Here is an 18831-nt window from a genome sequence, read left to right on the forward strand (position 1 = left end):
CAATTGACAGGGTTAAATCAGTGAGAGCCTTTATCTTGATGCTCATGGCCATTATGGTGAGCATGGCTGTGTGAGTCATGGCTGCTCGAACCGTGGCTATGTGAACCATGGCTATGTGAACCATGGTTGTGGCCTGAGTCATTGCGTTGTCCCGAGCCATGATCATGGCTGTGGCCTTTGGCCAGCCACATCCCCCGTAAAAACTTGCGTGGCCCCTGACGCAGCAAGCTGCTGGAGTAGAGCAGACACAGCAGCGTCAGCGCCGGGTAGCTTATCTCTTTCGGCAGATCGCCCAGCTCACGCCACTGTGGTTGCCACCAGGCAATGCCGCTAAGCAAAATGAGTAACAGCAGCAACATACCGAGCCGTTGGCTCCAGCTCATCAACTTGAGTTGTGACAGGTTAAGCACAGGTGCGGCTATCAGGGTCAATGCTACCGCCAAGGGGCTCCAGCCGCTGTAGGCCAGCGACATAGCCAATACGGCGGCGCCCAGATTACAGAAACGCAGCGGCAGAAACAGCAAGGCCAGCACCAGCACTTGCGCCACCGGATGCGACAGCGGCACTGACGGATGGCCTATCAGATTGGCGAGGATCAGACTGAGCAAGATCCAGGGCGCGCTTCTATCCACCAGATGGGTGAAACCGAAATGCCAGGGCGACTGCGGCACCTTGGCGTGGGGATCGGTCAATTCGACGTGGGCACGGCTCAAAAACAGTCCCAACGCGACAAGAGCGAGTGCTTGCAGCAGGGCAAACTGCCAGCCCAGCAGTACCAAGGTCAGCAACAAGGCTTCGGGGCCGGCGAGACGTTGCAGCCAGCGCCCCGGTAGCGAGGCTTGAGTGGGAGACAGCCCCGCGGCAAAGCGTATGCTGGCCAGGGCGTAGGCCGCCAGCAATACCGGGGCCAGTAACAACAGCCAGTGCAGCAGTTGATCTGTGCTGTGGTCATGATGGGCGTGTTGGTGGCCGCCGGAATCCATCATCAGCAGCAATGCCAGCAGGCCTATCCCCAGCAGGCTGCCTATGCCGGCATGGTATTCATATTTGCTGCTAGGGGTCTGCTGCCCATGGCCATGGGGCTGATGCAGCACCACATGCAAAATAGAACCTGTGACAAAGGCTTGCAGGTAAACGGTATTATCCAGGCTCAGATGGCTGAGCAGCTGCTCACCGGCGAAGTAGCCCACAGAAGTCAGCGCCATCATGGCCAACAAAACCAGGCTGGCCCAACGGGTGCCGACCTGGGGTTTGAGTAACCACCAAATCGCCAGGCCCACAGGCAGCCTGTGCATGATTACCCCAAGCGCCAACAGGCTGGAGTTGCCTTCCTGTTGTGCCAGCACCATGGCGCCACCATCTGTGATGGTGTGCAGCAACAAGCCGCCTATCCCCAGTGTGAGGGTTAGGTTATGGGTGATCTCTGAATAGCGATGAAACAACTTCTCGCTGGCACTCGGTCCCCAAAGGCCGAGGATTACGAAGATGATCGCCAGTATGCCGCCGTGTTCCAGCAGTTCCGGCAGGATATGGATCAGTACCAGGCCGCCGAGGGAAACAAAAATAAAGCCGTCCAGCCCCTTCTGCAAACCGCTTCCTGAAGAGAAGTAGCGATAAAACAGTGGGCCCAGGAGCAGGGCGATACAACTGGCGACGAGATAGAGCATGAATTTCACGGCTGAAGTTTAGAGAACGCCATAGTATACCAGCAGCTGCGCAAATGAGCAGTGCCGTTACCTGGAATTTACCTTGAAGGATTTTCCACCCGAGACCAAGGATAAAAGTCCACTGCCGGTGACCAAAAAGTTATACAATAGTCGACTCTATGTTGTTTTGTTGGTGAATGGATATTTATGGATACTCTGTCGGCTGCCGTAATGCTGTTTCTCATTATGGATCCCTTGGGCAACTTGCCTATCTTTGCCTCTATATTGCGTCATATAGAGCCCAAGAAACGCCGCCGAGTGCTGATCAGAGAGCTGATTTTTGCCTTGTTGATCATGCTGTTGTTTCTTTACGCCGGTGAAGCCATCCTGAGTTTCCTCAACCTCAAGTCAGAATCGGTCAGTATTGCCGGTGGCATTATCCTGTTTCTGATAGCCATCAGGATGATCTTCCCCCAACCCGGTGGGGTGGTGGGCCTGGCCGCCGGTGAAGAGCCTTTCATTGTGCCGATGGCGATTCCCTTGATGGCGGGCCCTTCGATTCTGGCGGCGCTGATACTGCTGGCCCATACGGATAGCAGCCGTATGACGGACTGGACCATAGCCCTGGTAGCGGCTTGGGGCGCCAGTGTGGTTATCCTGATGTTCTATAAGCTATTTACCCGGGTGTTGGGTGACAAGGGGCTCACGGCGGTCGAGCGCTTGATGGGCATGGTGCTGGTGATGATTTCGGTGCAGATGTTCCTCGATGGTGTCTCCCGATATTTGAATCCCTGAGTTGTTAACCGTTTTGTTGAGTCGAGGTAGAAGTGCTTAGTTGTGCCCTGATCTGTGCTTTGAGTCTGGCCGCCGGAGATTATGACAATCTCTTGCCCTATCAAGGCACGCCGCAACAAGCACAGGAGCGGGATGTCGCCGGGAATCTGAAGATCCCCGCTGTCTACATGGATATGGGCGCCTGGCATGGATACCACCTGCCGGATGATCCTGCATTTTATGGCAGCTTCACCGGCCCCTTGATCATCGCCCAGGAATACAGCCTGCATCTGGCGCCCAGCTTGCAGCACCTCAGCGTATTGGAGTTGAGCACAGGGCAGGCTAAGAGTTTTGCCGAAGCGGAGAGACGCCTGTTCAGTCGCCCGGATGGCCTGTATCAGGAATATCGTTGGAAAGATCTCAGCCTCAGCACCAGGCTCTATTTTGCCGATGAGCGCAGCTCACTGATTGAGACTGTGCTGGAAAATACCGGCTCCCAAGCCGGTCAGTGGCAGTTGCAGTGGCAGGGAGAGCCCTTCGACAAGGCGGTAGGCAAGCCCTGGATTGCCGGCAGACAATTTGCGACCAATCAACTGGAGTGGCAGTTTCGGCCACTGAGAAAAACCTGGTCGCTGCTGCTCGATGATGCCAAATTCCGCATAAGCTTCCGTGAACCCACCTTCCTGGAAGAGCGGGGGGCTCGGGGGTACCGAGCCAGTTCTGAAGTGCTGAACCTGGCCCCCTCTGAGCGGCGCAGTTTTCTCAGTGCCCAACAATATTTTCACACCGCAGCTGAGGCAAAGCCGCTGCAGTGGCCTAAGTTGTTGCAGAGCGCCGAGCGCAACCATAGTCGCTGGGGTTGGCGTCTGGCCAAGTTAGCCGATGGCGACTTGGGACAAAAGCGCATGGCGGCCAGGGCCATCAGCACCCTGGCACATAACTGGCGCAGCCCGGCCGGGGCCCTGCGTCACCACGGGGTAACGCCTTCGGTCACCTATCAATGGTTCAATGGTCTCTGGGCCTGGGATAGCTGGAAACAGGCGGTGGCCTTGGCGCGAGTCGAGCCCTGGCTTGCCAAGTCCAATGTGCGGGCGATGTTTGACTATCAATTTGATGAGCAGGATCCCGTCAGGCCCCAGGATGCCGGCAGCATGCCGGATGCGGTGTTTTACAACCAAGATGCAGCCCGCGGCGGTGACGGCGGCAACTGGAATGAGCGGAATGGAAAACCGCCGTTAGCGGCCTGGGCTGTATGGGAGATCTACCTTCAGGACGGTGACAAGGCATTTGTCGCCGAGCTTTACCCAAGACTGATGGCCCTGCATGCCTGGTGGTATCGCAACCGGGATCATGACGGCAATGGCCTAGCGGAATATGGTGCCAATCTGCATCCGTTGCACGGTGAGCCCGGGGCGCTTAATCGTGATGCCATCATTCAGGCGGCAGCCTGGGAGTCCGGGATGGACAATGCGCCTAGATTCGATGCCGATAACAGCCTGCAGGTACTGGAAAACCGCGACGCCAAGGGGCGTTTGCTCGGCTACTCACTCAATCAGGAGAGTGTCGATCTCAATGCATTTCTCTATGCCGATAAGCAGTATCTGGCGCAAATGGCCAGTCTGCTGGGGCGGGAAGCCGAAGCAATGCAACTGCGGCAACAGGCCCAGCGACTGGGACAAGCGATTCGGCAGACGTTTTACGACCCTGCCAGCGGTTTCTTCTATGATGTACGCTTCGATGCCGAGGGCAAGCGGCGATTGCTCAGCGACAATAAGGGCACTGAAGGTTGGATCCCGCTGTGGGCCAGTGTCGCTTCGCCTGAGCAGGCCAAAGCGTTGGTAAAGCGGCAACTTAGGCCAGAAAGCTTCGGCACCCGGGTGCCGTTTCCGACAGTGAGCCGCGACAGCCCAGAGTTTGCCCCCGACAGATACTGGCGTGGGCCGGTATGGCTGGATCAGGCCTTCTTTGCCATCAAGGGGTTGCAGCATTACGGTTACCGGCAACAGGCAAGTGCAATGTCGCGGCGTTTGCTGGTGGCCACTGCCGCCGATAGCCGGGATCTGCCGATACGGGAAAATTACCATCCGCTCAGTGGTGAAGGACTGCATTGCACCAACTTCAGCTGGTTAGCTTCGGTCTTGTTGTTGCTTTATAGTGAAGGTTTGTTGTCTGAGGCTGAATAATCCCTGAATGAGGCGAATTGGTCGCGACTTTCTGCTGTGCAATCTCATGTGCTGCTGTTAATCTTCTGTACTATCTCTGTTAAAGATAAGGTGCGACCGGTGCGACTGCCATCAACTCTTGCTATCTGTTTGTTTCTGGGTGCCTGTCAGGCCGGGGACGGCACGGGAACCGACGTCGTTCAGGAAGGAAACCGAGAGGTTAAACCTTTGTTGCCCTGTGGCAGTGGGGCACCTGTAGTAAATCGGGCTAAAATTAAAGCCAGTCTGATAGAGCGCAACATCATCACTCCGCAAATGAGTGAGCAAGAGGCCGAAGCCAAGGTCTCTGAGTATATTCAGCAGCGCAATCAGAAGTTTGAAAAGTGTATTAAGGAGCCCAAGTCATGAGTTTGAAGTCGTTACTGGCCCTGGCCTTGGGGGCATCTTGCCTATTTGGGGCAACGAATGTTTTAGCCGCTACGGCTCCGGCGGATCCCGGAGTGATCAATAAAGAGCAGATCCTCTATTGGCTGGTGAAACGCGGTGAACTCGATGCCGAGGCCTCTGAAGAGGAACGGCAGCAGGCGCTGGCGGCTTATACGGCCAAATCTACCGGTGCAGGCAGCAAGGCCGCACAAGTGCTCAAGGCCAGAGAACAGCAACTGCTGCAACAGGCACGAAGTAATAGCCTGCGTCAAAGCAAGTTAATGCGGGCACAGTCGCGGGTGGCCGATACCGATGTAACCAAGCGGGTCAAGGTGTTGGCCGTGCTGGTGGATTTTCCCGACTTGCCCTATAACAACAATCGCCTGAGTCCAGGCGATACCGAGATGTATTACGCCAACTATTCGGTAGCCCATTACCGAGGTCTATTGTTTTCCGATGCAGGTTTCCCTGGGCCCCAGGGGCAAACACTGCCCTCAGCCTATCAGTACTATCAAGCGGTTTCCGGCCAGAGCTTTTTCTTCAACGGTGATGTGAAAGGTTGGTTCAGAGCCAGCCAGAATGCCGCCTACTATGGTGCCAACGACCCGAATAACAACAATGACGACAAGGCTGCCACCGAATTGGTGGAAGAGGCGGTCGCGGCTGCAGTTGCTACCATGAGCGCCGATGAGCTGGCGCAGTATGATATTGAAGATCCTTATGATATCGACGGTGACGGCAACCTGGATGAACCCGATGGGATTTTGGATCATGTGATGATCTTCCATTCCAGCATAGGTGAAGAGGCCGGTGGCGGCGTGCTCGGTGATGATGCCATCTGGTCACACAGATTCTTTGTTCCCTCGGCGCCAGGTCAATATGGCCAGGCTATCCCGGGCAGCAATATGCGTCTGTTCGGTTACACCATTCAGCCGCTGGATGCCGGAACCGGTGTCTGTACCCATGAGTTTGGTCACGACCTCGGTTTACCGGATGAGTATGACACCAGTACCGAAGCCAGCGACGGTTCACCTGTGGGCCTCTGGTCTCTGATGTCCGGCGGCAGCTGGGCAGGTTCTCCGAGAGGCTCGCAGCCAAGTGGTTTCAGCCCCTATGCCCGCTCATTCCTGCAGGACAGATACAAGGGCCGCTGGGTCAACGAACAATCCCTGGATTATCAGGCGCTGGATAGCAACGGTACTCAAGTGACGCTGGAGCATGCCAATAGCAGTGGCGTAAACCAGTTGGCCATCAAGCTGCCGTCTGATTCCATCGCCTTCACCCCTGCCTATCAGGGGCAATACCAGTACTATTCGAATCAGGGCGATCAGCTCAACAATGCATTGTCGTTCGAGCTGCAACTACCCATGAGTACCAGTTTGACCCTGAAGATGAAGGCCCATTGGCAGATAGAGCAGGACTACGACTATGTGCAGCTGCTGGTGGATGGGGTGCCATTGGCGGGAAGCCATACCAAGAGCAGCAACAGCATCAACAATGCCGCCAATATTATCAGTGGTGACTCGGCGGCCTTGCCCGGTGGTGAGGGGGAACAGGGCTGGCAGGAGATAAGCTTTGATCTCAGCGCCTATGCCGGTATGAGCAAGCAGATAAGCCTGGTGTATCGTACCGATGAGGCGGTCGGTGGCTATGGCTTTGTTGTCGACGATATACGTCTTGAGAGTGACGGCAATCTGGTCTACAGCGATGATGCCGAGACGGCTCTGGAGACTGTGGTGCTTTCCGGTTTTGTTCGCACCGACGATACTCGCCCAGGCGCGCCGCGGCGTTATCTGCTGCAACTGCGCAACTATCAGGGCGTTGATGCCGGACTGCAGCAGGATAGCTATGAGCCGGGGCTCTTGGTTTGGTATGAAAACTTGGCCTATAGCGATAACAAGGTGGCTGAGCATCCTGGATACGGCCTCATTGGGGTGGTAGATGCGGATCAAAACCTGATAGGTAACCGGGACTCTGAGGTGCAGGTCCGTGATGCCAGTTTCAGTCTCTATCCACAGTCGGCTTTCTTCGGTGATACCCATCTTGGTAACAATAGTCTGTTTGATGACAGCGATGACTATAGCGCACCACTCAAGCCTCAGGCTGGCCTGGTGCTGCCCAAGCTGGGTCTTATGGTGCAGCTTTTGACCCAGGAGCAAGACAGCAGTCAGGCGCAGCTGTTGGTGAGTAAACGCGGCGACAGCAACGGCACAGAACTCAGCGCCAGCATTTCGGCCCAGCAGGAAGGTGGCGATGTCAGTTTCAGCGCCAATCTCAGTGGCGGTACTGCACCTTACACTTATCAGTGGGACTTTGGTGTCGGCGGCGTTGGCAGTACTCAAGCGACGCCTCAATACAGCTACAGTGAGTCCGGCACCTACACAGTCACACTGACGGTGACAGACGCCAATAACCGGCAGACCGTGACCAGCTTGCAACTGACTGTCAGCATTCCTCTGTCGGCGCTGTTCGATATCAGTGGTACAGGTTTAACCGTGCAGTTCAATAACCTCAGCCGCGGTGGCAGCGGAGAACTCAGTTATCAGTGGGACTTTGGTGATGGCCAGAGCAGCACAGTTGCTTCTCCCTCGCATACCTACAGTGCGGCGGGCAGCTACAGTGTGCGCTTGGTTGTGACTGACTCACAGAATAATCAGAGCAGTAATAGTCGCACCTTGGTGGTCTCCAACCCGGTTGTGCCCAATACTACACAAAGCAGTTCCGGCGGTGGTGGTGGCAGTCTCGGTGGCCTGAGCCTATTGGGGCTGGCGCTAATCGCCTGGCGGCGCAGGCGTTGACAGATTAAGGGACGCTTTGGCGTCCCTTATGTTTTGGGGAGTTCAGTAAAGGCTTTGTTTGATTAGGGGGCTAGTGGGCCTTGGTTAATGGCGGCAACCGCCGCCGGCAGGAAAATTTCACCGACAATCAGCTGTTGCTCCTGGAAGTGAAAATAACGTCTTCTGCCCCATATTGCCTCAGTGGTGGGTTGTGACAGTGAATCGGCGAGGGAGGCAATCCTGGATTGGCTGTCGAAACTGGCGACTTCTATGGCGCCGGATTCAAAGCCGATATCGCCGAACAACAACTCTCCCAGTGGGCGGGTGCCCAACTTGCCCAGTCTCTGCTGTTGCTCCAGCAGCTTTGCCGGGATCAGGGTGCGGCCAAAGACCCAGGGTGTACCGTCCAGGCAGAGCAATACTTCCCTGATCCAGATGGCTTTATGTTCCTTACCCTGCCACTCCCGAGTGGATGAGGGCAGCATGGCTTCGCCGAGCAGTTTGACCTCAAAGTGGTTGCAGCAACTCTTGAGTCTCTTGGTGAGACTGCCGGTCGCCAGCAGCCAATCGTGCAATGGCGCTGCGGGAAGTTGCTGTGATTGCTCTGGCGAAAACCACTGAATTGATTCACCATAAGGAAAGCTTAAACTGGTCACACTCATCGGATACCCGGTACAATATTACAACCCGGGAGTCTATCACGCTTGCCCACAGGCAGATAGATCGCAAGGGGCGTCGGCACAAGTCACGGGAGCTTGATACTCAATATGAAACGCGTTTTGACACTGTTGTTTTTTATGCTGGCAGGCATGTTGCAGCCTGTGATGGCGGCCGATGAAAAGCCCGCCGAAGATACTTATGCTTACTATGGCTTTGAGCCTGAAATAGTGACCAACTATATCTCCAACCGCAAGAAGTTGGGGTTTGTGCGCATCAGTGTTGAGCTTATGGTGAAAGACCCCCAGGACCTGGTGGCCTTGCAACACCATGATCCCCTGCTGCGGGCCGCGATAGTGGAGATTCTCGGTAACCAACCCGAGGACAGGGTCAAGTCGCTTACCGGCAGAGAAGAGATCCGCCGTGAGTGTTACGACACAGTCAATCGTTTGCTGGAGCAGGAAACCGGTCGGGCGCTGGTGGTGAATCTGCTGTTTACCAAATACCTGTATGACTGAGGTAAAAAAGCATCGGCTCAACGCCTCGAAAGGCAAGGCCAGGGCCGAGATAAAGGTTAGGACAAGAGTAAAGAAAAAGACCCAAGAGACGACGGCCGGCAAAACCTCGGTTAAAACGGGCGGAAAAGCCAAGGACAAGGGCCTCCATCCGCGTAACCTGCACCGCCAGGGCTATGATTTTACCGCCCTGGTCGCCAGTTTTCCTGCGCTTGCGCCTCACCTTATCACCACAGACTATGGCCAGGTTTCTATTCCCTTTGCCGAGCCGCAAGCTGTCTTGGCCCTCAATGCCGCCTTGTTGCAGCACCATTATCATATCCAGGGTTGGCAGTTGCCCGAGGGCTATCTGTGCCCGCCCATCCCGGGGCGGGTGGACTATCTGCATCATATCGCCGACCTGCTGGCCGAAGGCGGTAAAATCCCCCAAGGCCGGCGTATTCGCGGCTTGGATATAGGCACGGGAGCCAACGGCGTCTACCCCTTGCTTGGCTCAAGTGTCTATGGCTGGCAGTTTGTCGGGGCCGATATCAACCCTGTCGCACTGGATAATGTCGCCGGAGTTTTACAGCACAATTCCAAGCTGGCTGGTGCCATTGAACTGCGGCTACAGCCCGAACCGGAACAGATATTTCATGGTCTTTTGCAGACCGGGGAGTGTTTTGATTTCAGCCTCTGTAACCCGCCGTTTCATGCCTCGGCCGCCGATGCCCTTAGCGGCAGTGAACGCAAACAGCGCAATTTGGCGGCAAGTCGCGGTGAGCAACATCAGCGTCAGGAGCACAAGCTGAACTTCGGCGGCTGTCAGGCCGAGCTTTGGTGCGATGGCGGTGAGCTGGGGTTCCTGCTGCGGATGATTCACGAAAGCCGCGACTATGGCGGACAAGTGCTGTGGTTTTCTTCGCTGGTGTCCAAGGGCGACAACCTCAAACCTTGTCAGCAGGCGTTAAAGCAACTTGGCGCCAAAGAGGTCAAGATACTGGAGATGCAGCAGGGCAATAAGCAGACCCGGGTGTTGGCCTGGAGTTTCTTTGATGCCGCCGCCAGACGCCAATGGTGGAAGTTCAAGGCTTGAGGCCCGCCGCTGGCAGGCCTCAAAGTGGATTGAAAATCCGAGTTACTCCGGACTCCAAAGCAACTGACCACAGTCGGTGAGGTCATAGCCGCCGAGCAGGGCTGCCATCTGCCGGGTGTGGCTGCCGCCGAGCATCTTGAACAGTTGCTGCAACTGGCGGCGGAAGTAGATCCCCTGTGGCATGACGAAGTCGAAAGACTCAGTCACCAATGGCACAAAGCTCAGGCCGCTTTCCATGGCAACAGCCTGACAGCCGAAACCTATATCGGCATCGCCTCGGGCAATATAACCGGCCAACTCCCGCTCACTGAAGGCGGTGAGTACTGAGTTGAGCTGCTCAAGCTTGGCGCCCTGTTTCAACAGCCAATGTTCCAGATGTTGCTGGCTGCCGGCGCCGCCTTGGCGGGTAACCCAACGCCAGGAGAGTTGCAGTACCTTGCTTTCTTCCTGACATCTGTGGTGCATATCCGGCCGCACAATTAGCCCCTGCTGGCGGTTATAGCCGTGAACCATGATCCATTGCTGGTGGTTGGGATACCCCTTCAGCAACGCCGTATGGCGGATATTGCGCTCTTCCAAACTGCCCCAATGCAGGGTACAGACATCGGCGTAGCCCTTGGACAAGAGCTCCAGCCCCAGGCGGGAACCTGTGGCACTGTAGCTGATCAGTTCTCGACTGCCTACCTGGGCCATCAACCTGGCCACCTGCATCGACAGCAAGGGGTCATCACTGCCGGTGATCAACAGTCGGTCGGTTAACATGCCACTGTGGCAGGAGTCCATGATCCAACGGTCGATTAATATTTTTGGAAACAGCCATTTACCTGTGATTTTGGTCGCCGGCAGCATACGCTCGTTGGCCATGGCATAGACCTTCTTTTCGTTGAGGTCCAGATACTCGGCCACCTGCTTGGCGCTCATATAGACAAGTTCGCTGGGCTCCGTCATCACATCTCCTTGGTATCTTGGGTATCAGCGTGGATTGCTGGCATCAAACTCGATATTGTCGGCACCATTGTACACCAGGAAATGGCGCCCTTTAGCGCGGGCGACCATGGTGATCCCCAGCTTTTGTGCCAGTTCCAGGCCCATTTGGGTGACACCGCTGCGGGACAAGAGCACAGGGATCCCCATCTTGGCGACCTTGATAACCATCTCGGATGTGAGCCGCCCCGTGGTGTAGAAAATCTTGTTGTCGCCTCTGTCCTGCTCCAGCCACATCTCACCGGCCAGGGTATCCACCGCATTGTGGCGGCCAACATCTTCGACAAAGGACTTTATCTTATCCGCTTCACACAGACCACAGCCGTGAACTGCGCCGGCATTCTTGTAGGTCTGGTTGTATTCACTGATGTTTTTCAACAGGGAGTAGAGCATGCTCTGCTTCAGTTTCGGTTGCGACAGGACTATGTCGTCCAATCCTTCCATAAAGCCGCCGAAGACAGTGCCCTGGCCACAGCCTGTGGTAACTGTCTTGTCGGCCAGCTTGGCGTCCAGATTCTCAGTCTGCTCACGGGTGATCACGGCAGCGGAAGCCACGTCCCAGTCGACAATCACAGATTCCAGTTGCGATACATCATTGATAAAGCCTTGATTCTTAAGGTAACCCAGTGCCAGGGCCTCGGCTCTTGCACCCAAGGTCATCAGGGTGACTATCGGTCGCCAGTTGAGGTAGACAGTCAGCGGTCTTTCACAGGCGACATACTTCTCCTGCAGTTGGCCATTTTCATCGACCGCAGTCACGGCAATGGTCAAAGGCACCTGGGTATTGGTCTTGATCAATTGGGGTTTGGCACTGGTCATTATCGAACCTTCACAGAGAGCATGGGCCACAGCATAGCAATATTTATACCGTCACAGGATTCAGGCTGCAAAATGCGTGATCCGCAGCAAGCGCCGGCGGCACTCAGGTCATGAATGTCCCAAACCAGATTGCATATTGGACAAAATGTCCTATTTTTAGCCTTAAATAGATGATCAAGTTCAAACTTATTTCTCAAATGGCAACTGGCACTAAAATTGCATAGTCTTGGGGATCTTACTTATGCCCGAAAATAATCCTATCGGGAGGGAGAGTCAGTATGCAACATTCCGAAAGCGTATGGCCCATGTACGTTTCACTGAAAAAAGTGGAGAAACAGGTCGGTCGTTGGACATCCATCAGCTGGGAGCTGGATCAAATCGTGCCCGCCACCCATGAGGCGCCGCCGGGAGCCAAGCTGGTCCTGCTGGAGTTGTTTCGTGATGAGCGTGCCAGTTACCGCCTTAATCTGGATATGGACAATCCCATGCTTTACATAGTTTGCGACGAAGATGTCGAGGGCAACTGGATCCCAGCCGCCATCTCCGCCGACCAAAATGTCGCAGCCGGTTGTCTCGAAGGGGATACCCCAGTACTGAACATGCCGATGCCGGAGGCCATTGCCTGCTGGATTGAAGCCTTCATTACCCGCCACGGTGAAGTGGAAATCACCGCCCACAGACGTAAACATGTTAACCGCCGCAAGGAATTGGCCGAAGACAACATTCGGAGGCACTGATGGCCGAAAAGAGTGGATTCCTCAGCCGCTGGGCACTGCGTAAGCAGCAAGTACAGGACGGTGAAACCCCTATCGATGAACCGCTGCAAGACGTTCCTCCCCAAGCGGAAGTTGTTGCAGAGGCAGAGCCGGAAACTCAGGCCGCGCTCGAAACTCTGCCAGAGACTGAGTCGCTGGAAGAAAAATTGCTGACAGCCGAAGACTTGCCCGACCCCAGCGGTATCGAGGTTGGCGGCAGTTTCGCCAGCTTTATGGCCAAGAATGTCGACCCGGCAGTCAAGACCGCTGCACTGCGTACCCTGTGGAAACAACCTCACTTCAATGAAATCGACGGCTTACTCGAGTACGCACTCGATTACAGCAATCAACCCAAGCTAACCGCTGAAGCTTCGGCTGAATTGGCCAAGAAAGTTTTCCGTCACGTACTGGAAAAAGAGGAGCCGGAAGAGGCAGAAGAAGCACTGGCCGAAACCGATGCTTCCCAAGGGGATGCCGAGGTCGGCATGCCACAGTTGGCCGAGCAATCTGCGCCACAGTCGCCAACGGACAATTTGGACGGGGATGTGACTGCAGAGGCCCAAAATGCCACAGATGCAGTGGCCGAAACTCATAAGCCGGTTGTTTGACGTCAGTTTAACAGCCTTTAATGCCCATAATTTTGGTATGTGAATTGCTGTGTTCAGGCTATAGCAAGCTGTAAATCAATAATAAAAGCAGCAAGATAAAGAATACGGCCACCGCCATAAACTGTTCAGGAACGCAAAGTGAACAATAGTGTGAGCAATAATCCCGCCCAGCAAGCGCTGCGGCAGGTGCGTCGTGAGGTCAGCCAGCAGACTCAGATTCTGCAAAACCTGATCCCGCCGACCGTAAGTTACACCACAGAGGGGAATGTCCTGGTAATAGGCCCCGAGGATCTGGCTCGGCTGGCGGCAGACAAACTGTCTGCCATGGCCGGTAGAGTGATCTTGGCCAACGAGCCTATCACCAGCCAGGAAGAGGCCCATCTCGAAGCCGTAATGGCTGCCGCCGAAGATGTCGAGAGCTACTACAACAAGCTGATTGGTATCAAAGGTTTCCTCGGTCAATTCCAGGTGAGTGTCGAACATGACAATGGCGCCGCCGAGCTCAGTGTGGTTGCACTGCGCAAGCCGCATTTTGACCTGATCCTCGACCTGAGCCGCGAGCCGCAAATTCAGCTGGAAATGCTGCCACCCGGCTATTTCTATGTGGGTCAGGACCCGCAGAAACTGGCCGAAGCCTTGCAAGAGCTGCCCCAGATGATCGGCCAGTTTGACAAGCCTCGCTATGTCAAGGTCAACGCCGATCTCTGTGCCCATAACCGCAACGGCAATAATGGTTGTAACCGCTGCCTCAACTTCTGTCCGGCCGATGCTATCAAGAGCGTGGCCAAGCAGATTGAGATAGACCCCTATCTGTGCCACGGCGCCGGCAGCTGTACCAATGCCTGTCCAACCGGGGCCATTGCCTATGACCAGCCAACCCCTCAGGCGCTGCATTCATACCTGAACAAGTTGATTTCCCGCTTCCGCGAGCAGGCCCAAACCGCGCCTGTGGTGCTGTTCCACGACATGGGACAGGGCGGCGCCCTGATCAGCGACGAGTTGCCGGGTGAGGTTCTGCCGGTAGCACTAGAAGAAGTCACGGTTGCCAGCATGGATCATTGGATGGCTTCTTTGGCCTGGGGGGCGCGCCAGGTGTTGATCCTCAACACCAGTGCCACAGCACCGACTCTGACTCAGATGCTCAAGGGTGAACTGGGATTGGCCAATGCCATTTTGGATGAGATGGGGCAGCCACAAAGGATTCGGGTTATCGACGAAGCCGAGCTTGCCAATCTCTGGCCTATACTGGATGTAAGTCTGGACTGGCCTGTGATAGTGCCTGCGGCGCTCACTGAGGGTAACAAGCGCACCCAGCTGTATGCCGCTATCGATCACCTCAATGAGCAGGCAGCCAATGTTGATACCCAACTGGCCATGGGCAATGTTCCTTATGGCTTGGTGAATATCAATGCCGACAAGTGCACCTTGTGTATGTCTTGTGTCGCGACCTGTCCTACCCAGGCGCTGACCGACGGTGGCGACACTCCGGCACTGTATTTTGTCGAGCAGGATTGTGTGCAGTGTGGTCTGTGTGAGGCCGCCTGTCCGGAGAAGGTGATCAGCCTGACTCCTCAGGTCAATCTGGATAAGGCTGCACGGCAGCAGCGCCGGATCCTGAAAGAAGAAGCTCCGTTCGAATGTATTCGTTGTGGAGCGCCGTTCGCGACCCAGTCTATGGTGCACCGGATGCTGGATATGGTCGGAAGCCACAGCGCCTTCAGCGCCAACATTGAGCGTTTGAAGATGTGTGGTGATTGCCGGGTTAAGGATATGTTTGAAGACATACTCCAGGATCCGGAAAAGCAACTGAGATAAGAGATCCGCTATGACCGAAACAGTAAGAGAAGTATCAGAAAACGATCAGCTTAGAGCAGATATCTATCAGCTGCTGGCGGCGCTGCTGAGGCGTCACCCCAGCCCGGAATTGCTGAGTTTTCTTGGCGACCTCGAAGTCGACGCCAATGACGACAGTGATATGACCAAGGCCTGGTTGGCGCTCAAGTTGGCGGCCGTCCAGTTCGACAGTAATCAGTTGGAAGATGAGTATTTCAACATCTTCCTCGGCGTGGGCTCGGGGGAAATCCTGCCCTATGGCAGCTGGTTTATGACAGGTTCGCTGATGGACAAGCCCTTGGCTTTGCTGCGTCAGGATCTGATGCAGCTGGGCTTCGAGCGCGAAGAAAACGTCAAGGAGCCGGAAGATCATGTTGCCGCCCTGTGCGAGGTGATGAGCGTATTGCTGCTGGAAGCTCCGGCCCATCAGCAACTGGCCTTCTACCGCCGCCATATCGGCAGCTGGATCATACGTTTCTTCGATACCTTGTCCCGTTGTCCCTCCGCCGCGTTTTACGCCGTGGTGGCACAACTCGGCCGGGCCTTCTTTGAAACCGAAATCAATGAGTTTGAACAGCTGGTGCTGAGCACGCCCGTGGTGGAAACCCCGGCGGTACAGATCCAGCCCAAGGCCAGCGAGTTGGCCTGAGAATTTGCCCGTGGCAACACGGGCTAAAGCATGCGGGGGAGTTTCCCCCGTCTACCTTCAACACGAGGAGACACTATGAAGAAGCAAGCTTCCGACATGGGTCGTCGTCAACTGCTCAAGGCATTGGCGATCGGCAGTGCGGCAGGCGCGGTTGCGACTGTCAGTGGTCAAGCCTTGGCGGCCAAGCCTGAAGCACCAGAAGTGCCAAAGGGTGAGGGCTACCGTGAGACTGACCATGTGCGCAATTATTACGCCTCACTGCGTAACAAATAACGATAAGGAGAGTGTGTGATGCGATTAACCCGCAAAACAGACCAGGTCGCAGTGGCTGAAAAGCCCGCTCTGGGTCTGAATCGTCGTCAGTTCCTTAAGTCTGCCGGTTTGGCTACCGGTGGGATTGCTGCAGCATCTATGCTGGGCGCAGGAATGATGCGTAAAGCCGAAGCCAAAGATGTTCCTCACGATGCACCCACTGAAGTGAAGCGTACTATCTGCTCTCACTGCTCAGTAGGTTGTGGTATCTACGCCGAAGTGCAAAACGGTGTTTGGACCGGGCAGGAGCCTGCCGTGGACCATCCATTCAACCGTGGTGGTCACTGTGCCAAGGGCGCGTCACTGCGTGAGCACGGCCATGGTGAGAAACGTCTCAAGTATCCAATGAAACTCGAAGGCGGTAAGTGGAAGCGTCTCAGCTGGGAGCAGGCTATCAATGAAGTCGGCGACAAGATGCTGAAGATCCGCGAAGAATCCGGCCCTGACTCTGTGTACTTCATGGGTAGTGCCAAGTTCTCCAACGAACAGTCTTACCTGTACCGCAAACTCGCAGCCATGTGGGGCACCAACAACGTCGACCACTCGGCGCGTATTTGTCACTCTACCACTGTAGCCGGTGTGGCCAACACCTGGGGCTATGGTGCGCAAACCAACTCCTTCAACGATATGCACAATGCCAAGTGCATGCTGTTTATCGGCTCCAACCCCAGTGAAGCTCACCCTGTGGCGATGCAACACATTCTGGTAGGTAAAGAGCGCGGTGCCAAAGTCATAGTGGTTGATCCACGTTTCACCCGTACTGCAGCCAAGTCTGACGAGTACGTGCATATCCGTCCCGGTACCGACATTCCTTTCATCTACGGTCTGCTGTGGCATATCTTCGAAAATGGCTGGGAAGATCAGAGCTTTATCGATCAGCGTGTGTACGGCATGGAACGTATCCGCGAAGAGGTGAAGAAGTACAATCCTGCCGAGGTTGAGCATGTTGCCGGTGTCGGTGAGGCTCAAATGCGTCGCGTCGCCAAGATGATGGCCGAGCACAAGCCCGGCACTATCGTTTGGTGTATGGGTGGTACTCAGCACCACGTAGGTAACGCCAATACCCGTGCTTACTGTATCCTGCAGTTGGCCCTGGGCAACATGGGTGTTTCCGGTGGTGGTACCAACATCTTCCGTGGTCACGACAACGTACAGGGCGCCACTGACTTTGGTCTGCTGTTCGATAACCTGCCTGGTTACTATGGTCTGACTTCCGGCGCCTGGGCGCACTGGAGCAATGTGTGGGATCTGGATCCCGCCTGGGTCAGCAGCCGTTTCGACCAAGGCGAGTATCTGGGCCAGAAGCCACAGACTTCAGCCGGTATCCCTTGTTCCCGCTGGCACGACGGTGTGCTGGAAGACAAGAACAAGATTGCCCAGAAAGACAATATTCGTCTGGCCTTCTTCTGGGGTCAGTCTGTCAACACCGAAACCCGTGGCCGTGAGGTGCGTGAAGCACTGAACAAGATGGACACTGTGGTCGTCGTTGACCCATTCCCAACCATGGCCGGTGTTATGCACCAGCGCAAAGATGGCGTTTACCTGCTGCCGGCAGCGACTCAGTTCGAAACCTATGGTTCTGTGTCAGCTTCCAACCGTTCACTGCAGTGGCGTTCTCAGGTCATCGACCCTCTGTTCGAGTCGCTGCCTGACCATGTGATCATGTACAAGCTGGCCAAGAAGTGGGGCGTTGAGAAAGAGTTCTGTAAGCACATCAAGGTCAACGGTGAAGAGCCGCTGGTTGAAGATGTCACCCGCGAGTTCAACCGCGGTATGTGGACCATAGGTTACACAGGTCAGAGCCCTGAGCGTCTGAAGATGCACCAGGAAAACTGGGGTACCTTCGACTTTGATACCCTCGAAGCACCCGGCGGCCCAGCCAAGGGTGAAACTTATGGTCTGCCATGGCCATGTTGGGGCACGCCTGAGATGAAACATCCAGGTACCCAAATCCTCTATCGTACCGACCGTGAAGTCCGCTACGGCGGTGGTAACTTCCGTGCCCGTTACGGTGTTGAGCACAATGGCAACAACATACTTGCCGAAGGTTCCTTCTCCAAAGGCAGTGAGATTCAGGATGGTTACCCTGAGTTTACCGACAAGATGCTCAAGCAGCTGGGTTGGTGGGATGACCTGACCGAAGAAGAGAAGAAACACGCCGAAGGCAAAAACTGGAAAACCGATATTTCCGGTGGTATTCAGCGTGTGGCCATAGCTCACGGCTGTATCCCTTATGGTAACGCCAAGGCTCGTTGTATCGTATGGAACTTCCCGGACGACATTCCGTTGCACCGTGAACCTCTGTACACGCCTCGTCGTGACCTGGTCGCCAAGTACCCCACCTACGAAGACCGTATGGTGGCGCGTCTGCCGACCCTGTACAAGTCAATTCAGGACAAAGACTTCGCCAAAGACTTCCCGCTGGCACTGACCTCTGGTCGTCTGGTGGAATATGAAGGCGGCGGTGAAGAAACCCGTTCCAACCCCTGGCTGGCCGAGTTGCAGCAGGAGATGTTTATTGAGATCAGCCCAGGCGATGCAGCCGACCGCGGTCTACGCGATGGCGACGATGTTTGGGTACACAGCCCAGAAGGCGCCAAGATCAAGGTCAAGGCCATGGTAACGCCAAGGGTGATCAACGGTGAATGTTTCATGCCGTACCACTTCGCCGGTATCTTCGAAGGCGAGAGCCTGGTGAAGAACTATCCGGAAGGTACTGTACCTTACGTTCAGGGTGAATCGGCCAACACGGTTCTGACTTACGGCTATGATGTGGTGACACAGATGCAGGAAACCAAATCCAGCCTGTGCCAGATCACCAAAGCCTAACCGTACTTGA

The 18831-nt window shown here is 55.4% G+C and carries 16 protein-coding genes; 12 read left to right on the forward strand and 4 right to left on the reverse strand.

The annotated features are described in order from the left end of the window. Positions 1 to 17: 17 nt before the first annotated feature. Complete coding sequence (locus HCX89_RS16185; RefSeq protein WP_167716696.1) at positions 18 to 1667, reverse strand: metal transporter; 1650 nt, start codon at positions 1665 to 1667, stop codon at positions 18 to 20. A gap of 186 nt (positions 1668 to 1853) precedes the next feature. Here HCX89_RS16185 and HCX89_RS16190 point away from each other — a divergent pair, with 186 nt between their 5' ends. The 4 genes from HCX89_RS16190 (at position 1854) to HCX89_RS16205 (ending at position 7806) form a co-directional block, all read left to right on the forward strand. Beyond that, complete coding sequence (locus HCX89_RS16190; RefSeq protein ID WP_028780556.1) at positions 1854 to 2441, forward strand: YhgN family NAAT transporter; 588 nt, start codon at positions 1854 to 1856, stop codon at positions 2439 to 2441. 32 nt (positions 2442 to 2473) lie between these two features. Then, positions 2474 to 4603: a trehalase family glycosidase gene (locus HCX89_RS16195; protein ID WP_167716699.1), complete on the forward strand. Its 2130-nt coding sequence runs from the start codon at positions 2474 to 2476 to the stop codon at positions 4601 to 4603. Between the two features lie 99 nt (positions 4604 to 4702). Beyond that, positions 4703 to 4990, forward strand: a complete 288-nt coding sequence (locus HCX89_RS16200; RefSeq protein ID WP_096142432.1) for a hypothetical protein — start codon at positions 4703 to 4705, stop codon at positions 4988 to 4990. Continuing rightward, positions 4987 to 7806 carry an immune inhibitor A domain-containing protein gene (locus HCX89_RS16205; protein ID WP_144438544.1) on the forward strand — a complete coding sequence of 940 codons (2820 nt, stop codon included), beginning with the start codon at positions 4987 to 4989 and terminating at the stop codon, positions 7804 to 7806. The genes HCX89_RS16200 and HCX89_RS16205 overlap by 4 nt, the downstream gene beginning before the upstream one ends. 62 nt (positions 7807 to 7868) lie before the next feature. Here HCX89_RS16205 and HCX89_RS16210 read toward each other — a convergent pair whose 3' ends face one another. Next, positions 7869 to 8447, reverse strand: coding sequence for a chorismate lyase (locus HCX89_RS16210; protein WP_167716701.1), 579 nt, complete (start codon positions 8445 to 8447; stop codon positions 7869 to 7871). A gap of 135 nt (positions 8448 to 8582) precedes the next feature. Here HCX89_RS16210 and HCX89_RS16215 point away from each other — a divergent pair, with 135 nt between their 5' ends. Both HCX89_RS16215 and rlmF read left to right on the forward strand, forming a co-directional pair. After that, positions 8583 to 8960, forward strand: a complete 378-nt coding sequence (locus HCX89_RS16215) for a flagellar basal body-associated protein FliL (protein WP_229671985.1) — start codon at positions 8583 to 8585, stop codon at positions 8958 to 8960. Next, positions 8953 to 10032 carry a 23S rRNA (adenine(1618)-N(6))-methyltransferase RlmF gene (gene rlmF / locus HCX89_RS16220; protein WP_144438543.1) on the forward strand — a complete coding sequence of 360 codons (1080 nt, stop codon included), beginning with the start codon at positions 8953 to 8955 and terminating at the stop codon, positions 10030 to 10032. The genes HCX89_RS16215 and rlmF overlap by 8 nt, the downstream gene beginning before the upstream one ends. Before the next feature lie 42 nt (positions 10033 to 10074). Here the strand turns inward: rlmF and HCX89_RS16225 are convergent, their stop codons facing one another. Both HCX89_RS16225 and HCX89_RS16230 read right to left on the reverse strand, forming a co-directional pair. After that, positions 10075 to 10980: a helix-turn-helix transcriptional regulator gene (locus HCX89_RS16225; RefSeq protein ID WP_025010607.1), complete on the reverse strand. Its 906-nt coding sequence runs from the start codon at positions 10978 to 10980 to the stop codon at positions 10075 to 10077. A gap of 24 nt (positions 10981 to 11004) precedes the next feature. After that, positions 11005 to 11835 (reverse strand): formate dehydrogenase accessory sulfurtransferase FdhD, encoded by an 831-nt coding sequence (locus tag HCX89_RS16230; protein ID WP_144226582.1) that lies wholly within the window; start codon positions 11833 to 11835, stop codon positions 11005 to 11007. A gap of 278 nt (positions 11836 to 12113) precedes the next feature. Here HCX89_RS16230 and HCX89_RS16235 point away from each other — a divergent pair, with 278 nt between their 5' ends. The 6 genes from HCX89_RS16235 (at position 12114) to HCX89_RS16260 (ending at position 18821) form a co-directional block, all read left to right on the forward strand. Continuing rightward, complete coding sequence (locus tag HCX89_RS16235) at positions 12114 to 12572, forward strand: DUF3305 domain-containing protein (protein ID WP_025010609.1); 459 nt, start codon at positions 12114 to 12116, stop codon at positions 12570 to 12572. Beyond that, the gene (locus HCX89_RS16240; protein ID WP_144226584.1) at positions 12572 to 13198 is read left to right on the forward strand and encodes a DUF3306 domain-containing protein; all 627 of its coding nucleotides are present in this window, start codon (positions 12572 to 12574) and stop codon (positions 13196 to 13198) included. The genes HCX89_RS16235 and HCX89_RS16240 overlap by 1 nt, the downstream gene beginning before the upstream one ends. A 138-nt stretch (positions 13199 to 13336) precedes the next feature. After that, positions 13337 to 15013 carry a 4Fe-4S binding protein gene (locus HCX89_RS16245; protein WP_223828886.1) on the forward strand — a complete coding sequence of 559 codons (1677 nt, stop codon included), beginning with the start codon at positions 13337 to 13339 and terminating at the stop codon, positions 15011 to 15013. Between the two features lie 10 nt (positions 15014 to 15023). Beyond that, entirely contained in the window at positions 15024 to 15680 is a 657-nt protein-coding gene (locus tag HCX89_RS16250) for a molecular chaperone (RefSeq protein ID WP_025889566.1), read from the forward strand. 75 nt (positions 15681 to 15755) lie between these two features. Then, the gene (locus HCX89_RS16255; RefSeq protein ID WP_025010612.1) at positions 15756 to 15953 is read left to right on the forward strand and encodes a twin-arginine translocation signal domain-containing protein; all 198 of its coding nucleotides are present in this window, start codon (positions 15756 to 15758) and stop codon (positions 15951 to 15953) included. A gap of 18 nt (positions 15954 to 15971) precedes the next feature. Further along, positions 15972 to 18821, forward strand: a complete 2850-nt coding sequence (locus HCX89_RS16260; RefSeq protein WP_044733399.1) for a molybdopterin-dependent oxidoreductase — start codon at positions 15972 to 15974, stop codon at positions 18819 to 18821. Positions 18822 to 18831 lie beyond the last annotated feature (10 nt).

It is taken from the genome of Shewanella sp. Iso12 (assembly GCF_012030025.1).
Taxonomy (GTDB): Bacteria; Pseudomonadota; Gammaproteobacteria; order Enterobacterales; family Shewanellaceae; genus Shewanella; species Shewanella algae.

Bases quoted from the DNA above. Each gene is read 5' to 3' on its own strand.
- HCX89_RS16185 (WP_167716696.1), bottom strand. From the start codon at position 1,667: ATGCTCTATCTCGTCGCCAGTTGTATCGCCCTGCTCCTGGGCCCACTG.
- HCX89_RS16190 (WP_028780556.1), top strand. From the start codon at position 1,854: ATGGATACTCTGTCGGCTGCCGTAATGCTGTTTCTCATTATGGATCCC.
- HCX89_RS16205 (WP_144438544.1), top strand. From the start codon at position 4,987: ATGAGTTTGAAGTCGTTACTGGCCCTGGCCTTGGGGGCATCTTGCCTA.
- HCX89_RS16210 (WP_167716701.1), bottom strand. From the start codon at position 8,447: ATGAGTGTGACCAGTTTAAGCTTTCCTTATGGTGAATCAATTCAGTGG.
- HCX89_RS16215 (WP_229671985.1), top strand. From the start codon at position 8,583: ATGCTGGCAGGCATGTTGCAGCCTGTGATGGCGGCCGATGAAAAGCCC.
- rlmF (WP_144438543.1), top strand. From the start codon at position 8,953: ATGACTGAGGTAAAAAAGCATCGGCTCAACGCCTCGAAAGGCAAGGCC.
- HCX89_RS16225 (WP_025010607.1), bottom strand. From the start codon at position 10,980: ATGACGGAGCCCAGCGAACTTGTCTATATGAGCGCCAAGCAGGTGGCC.
- HCX89_RS16230 (WP_144226582.1), bottom strand. From the start codon at position 11,835: ATGACCAGTGCCAAACCCCAATTGATCAAGACCAATACCCAGGTGCCT.
- HCX89_RS16235 (WP_025010609.1), top strand. From the start codon at position 12,114: ATGCAACATTCCGAAAGCGTATGGCCCATGTACGTTTCACTGAAAAAA.
- HCX89_RS16240 (WP_144226584.1), top strand. From the start codon at position 12,572: ATGGCCGAAAAGAGTGGATTCCTCAGCCGCTGGGCACTGCGTAAGCAG.
- HCX89_RS16250 (WP_025889566.1), top strand. From the start codon at position 15,024: ATGACCGAAACAGTAAGAGAAGTATCAGAAAACGATCAGCTTAGAGCA.
- HCX89_RS16255 (WP_025010612.1), top strand. From the start codon at position 15,756: ATGAAGAAGCAAGCTTCCGACATGGGTCGTCGTCAACTGCTCAAGGCA.
- HCX89_RS16260 (WP_044733399.1), top strand. From the start codon at position 15,972: ATGCGATTAACCCGCAAAACAGACCAGGTCGCAGTGGCTGAAAAGCCC.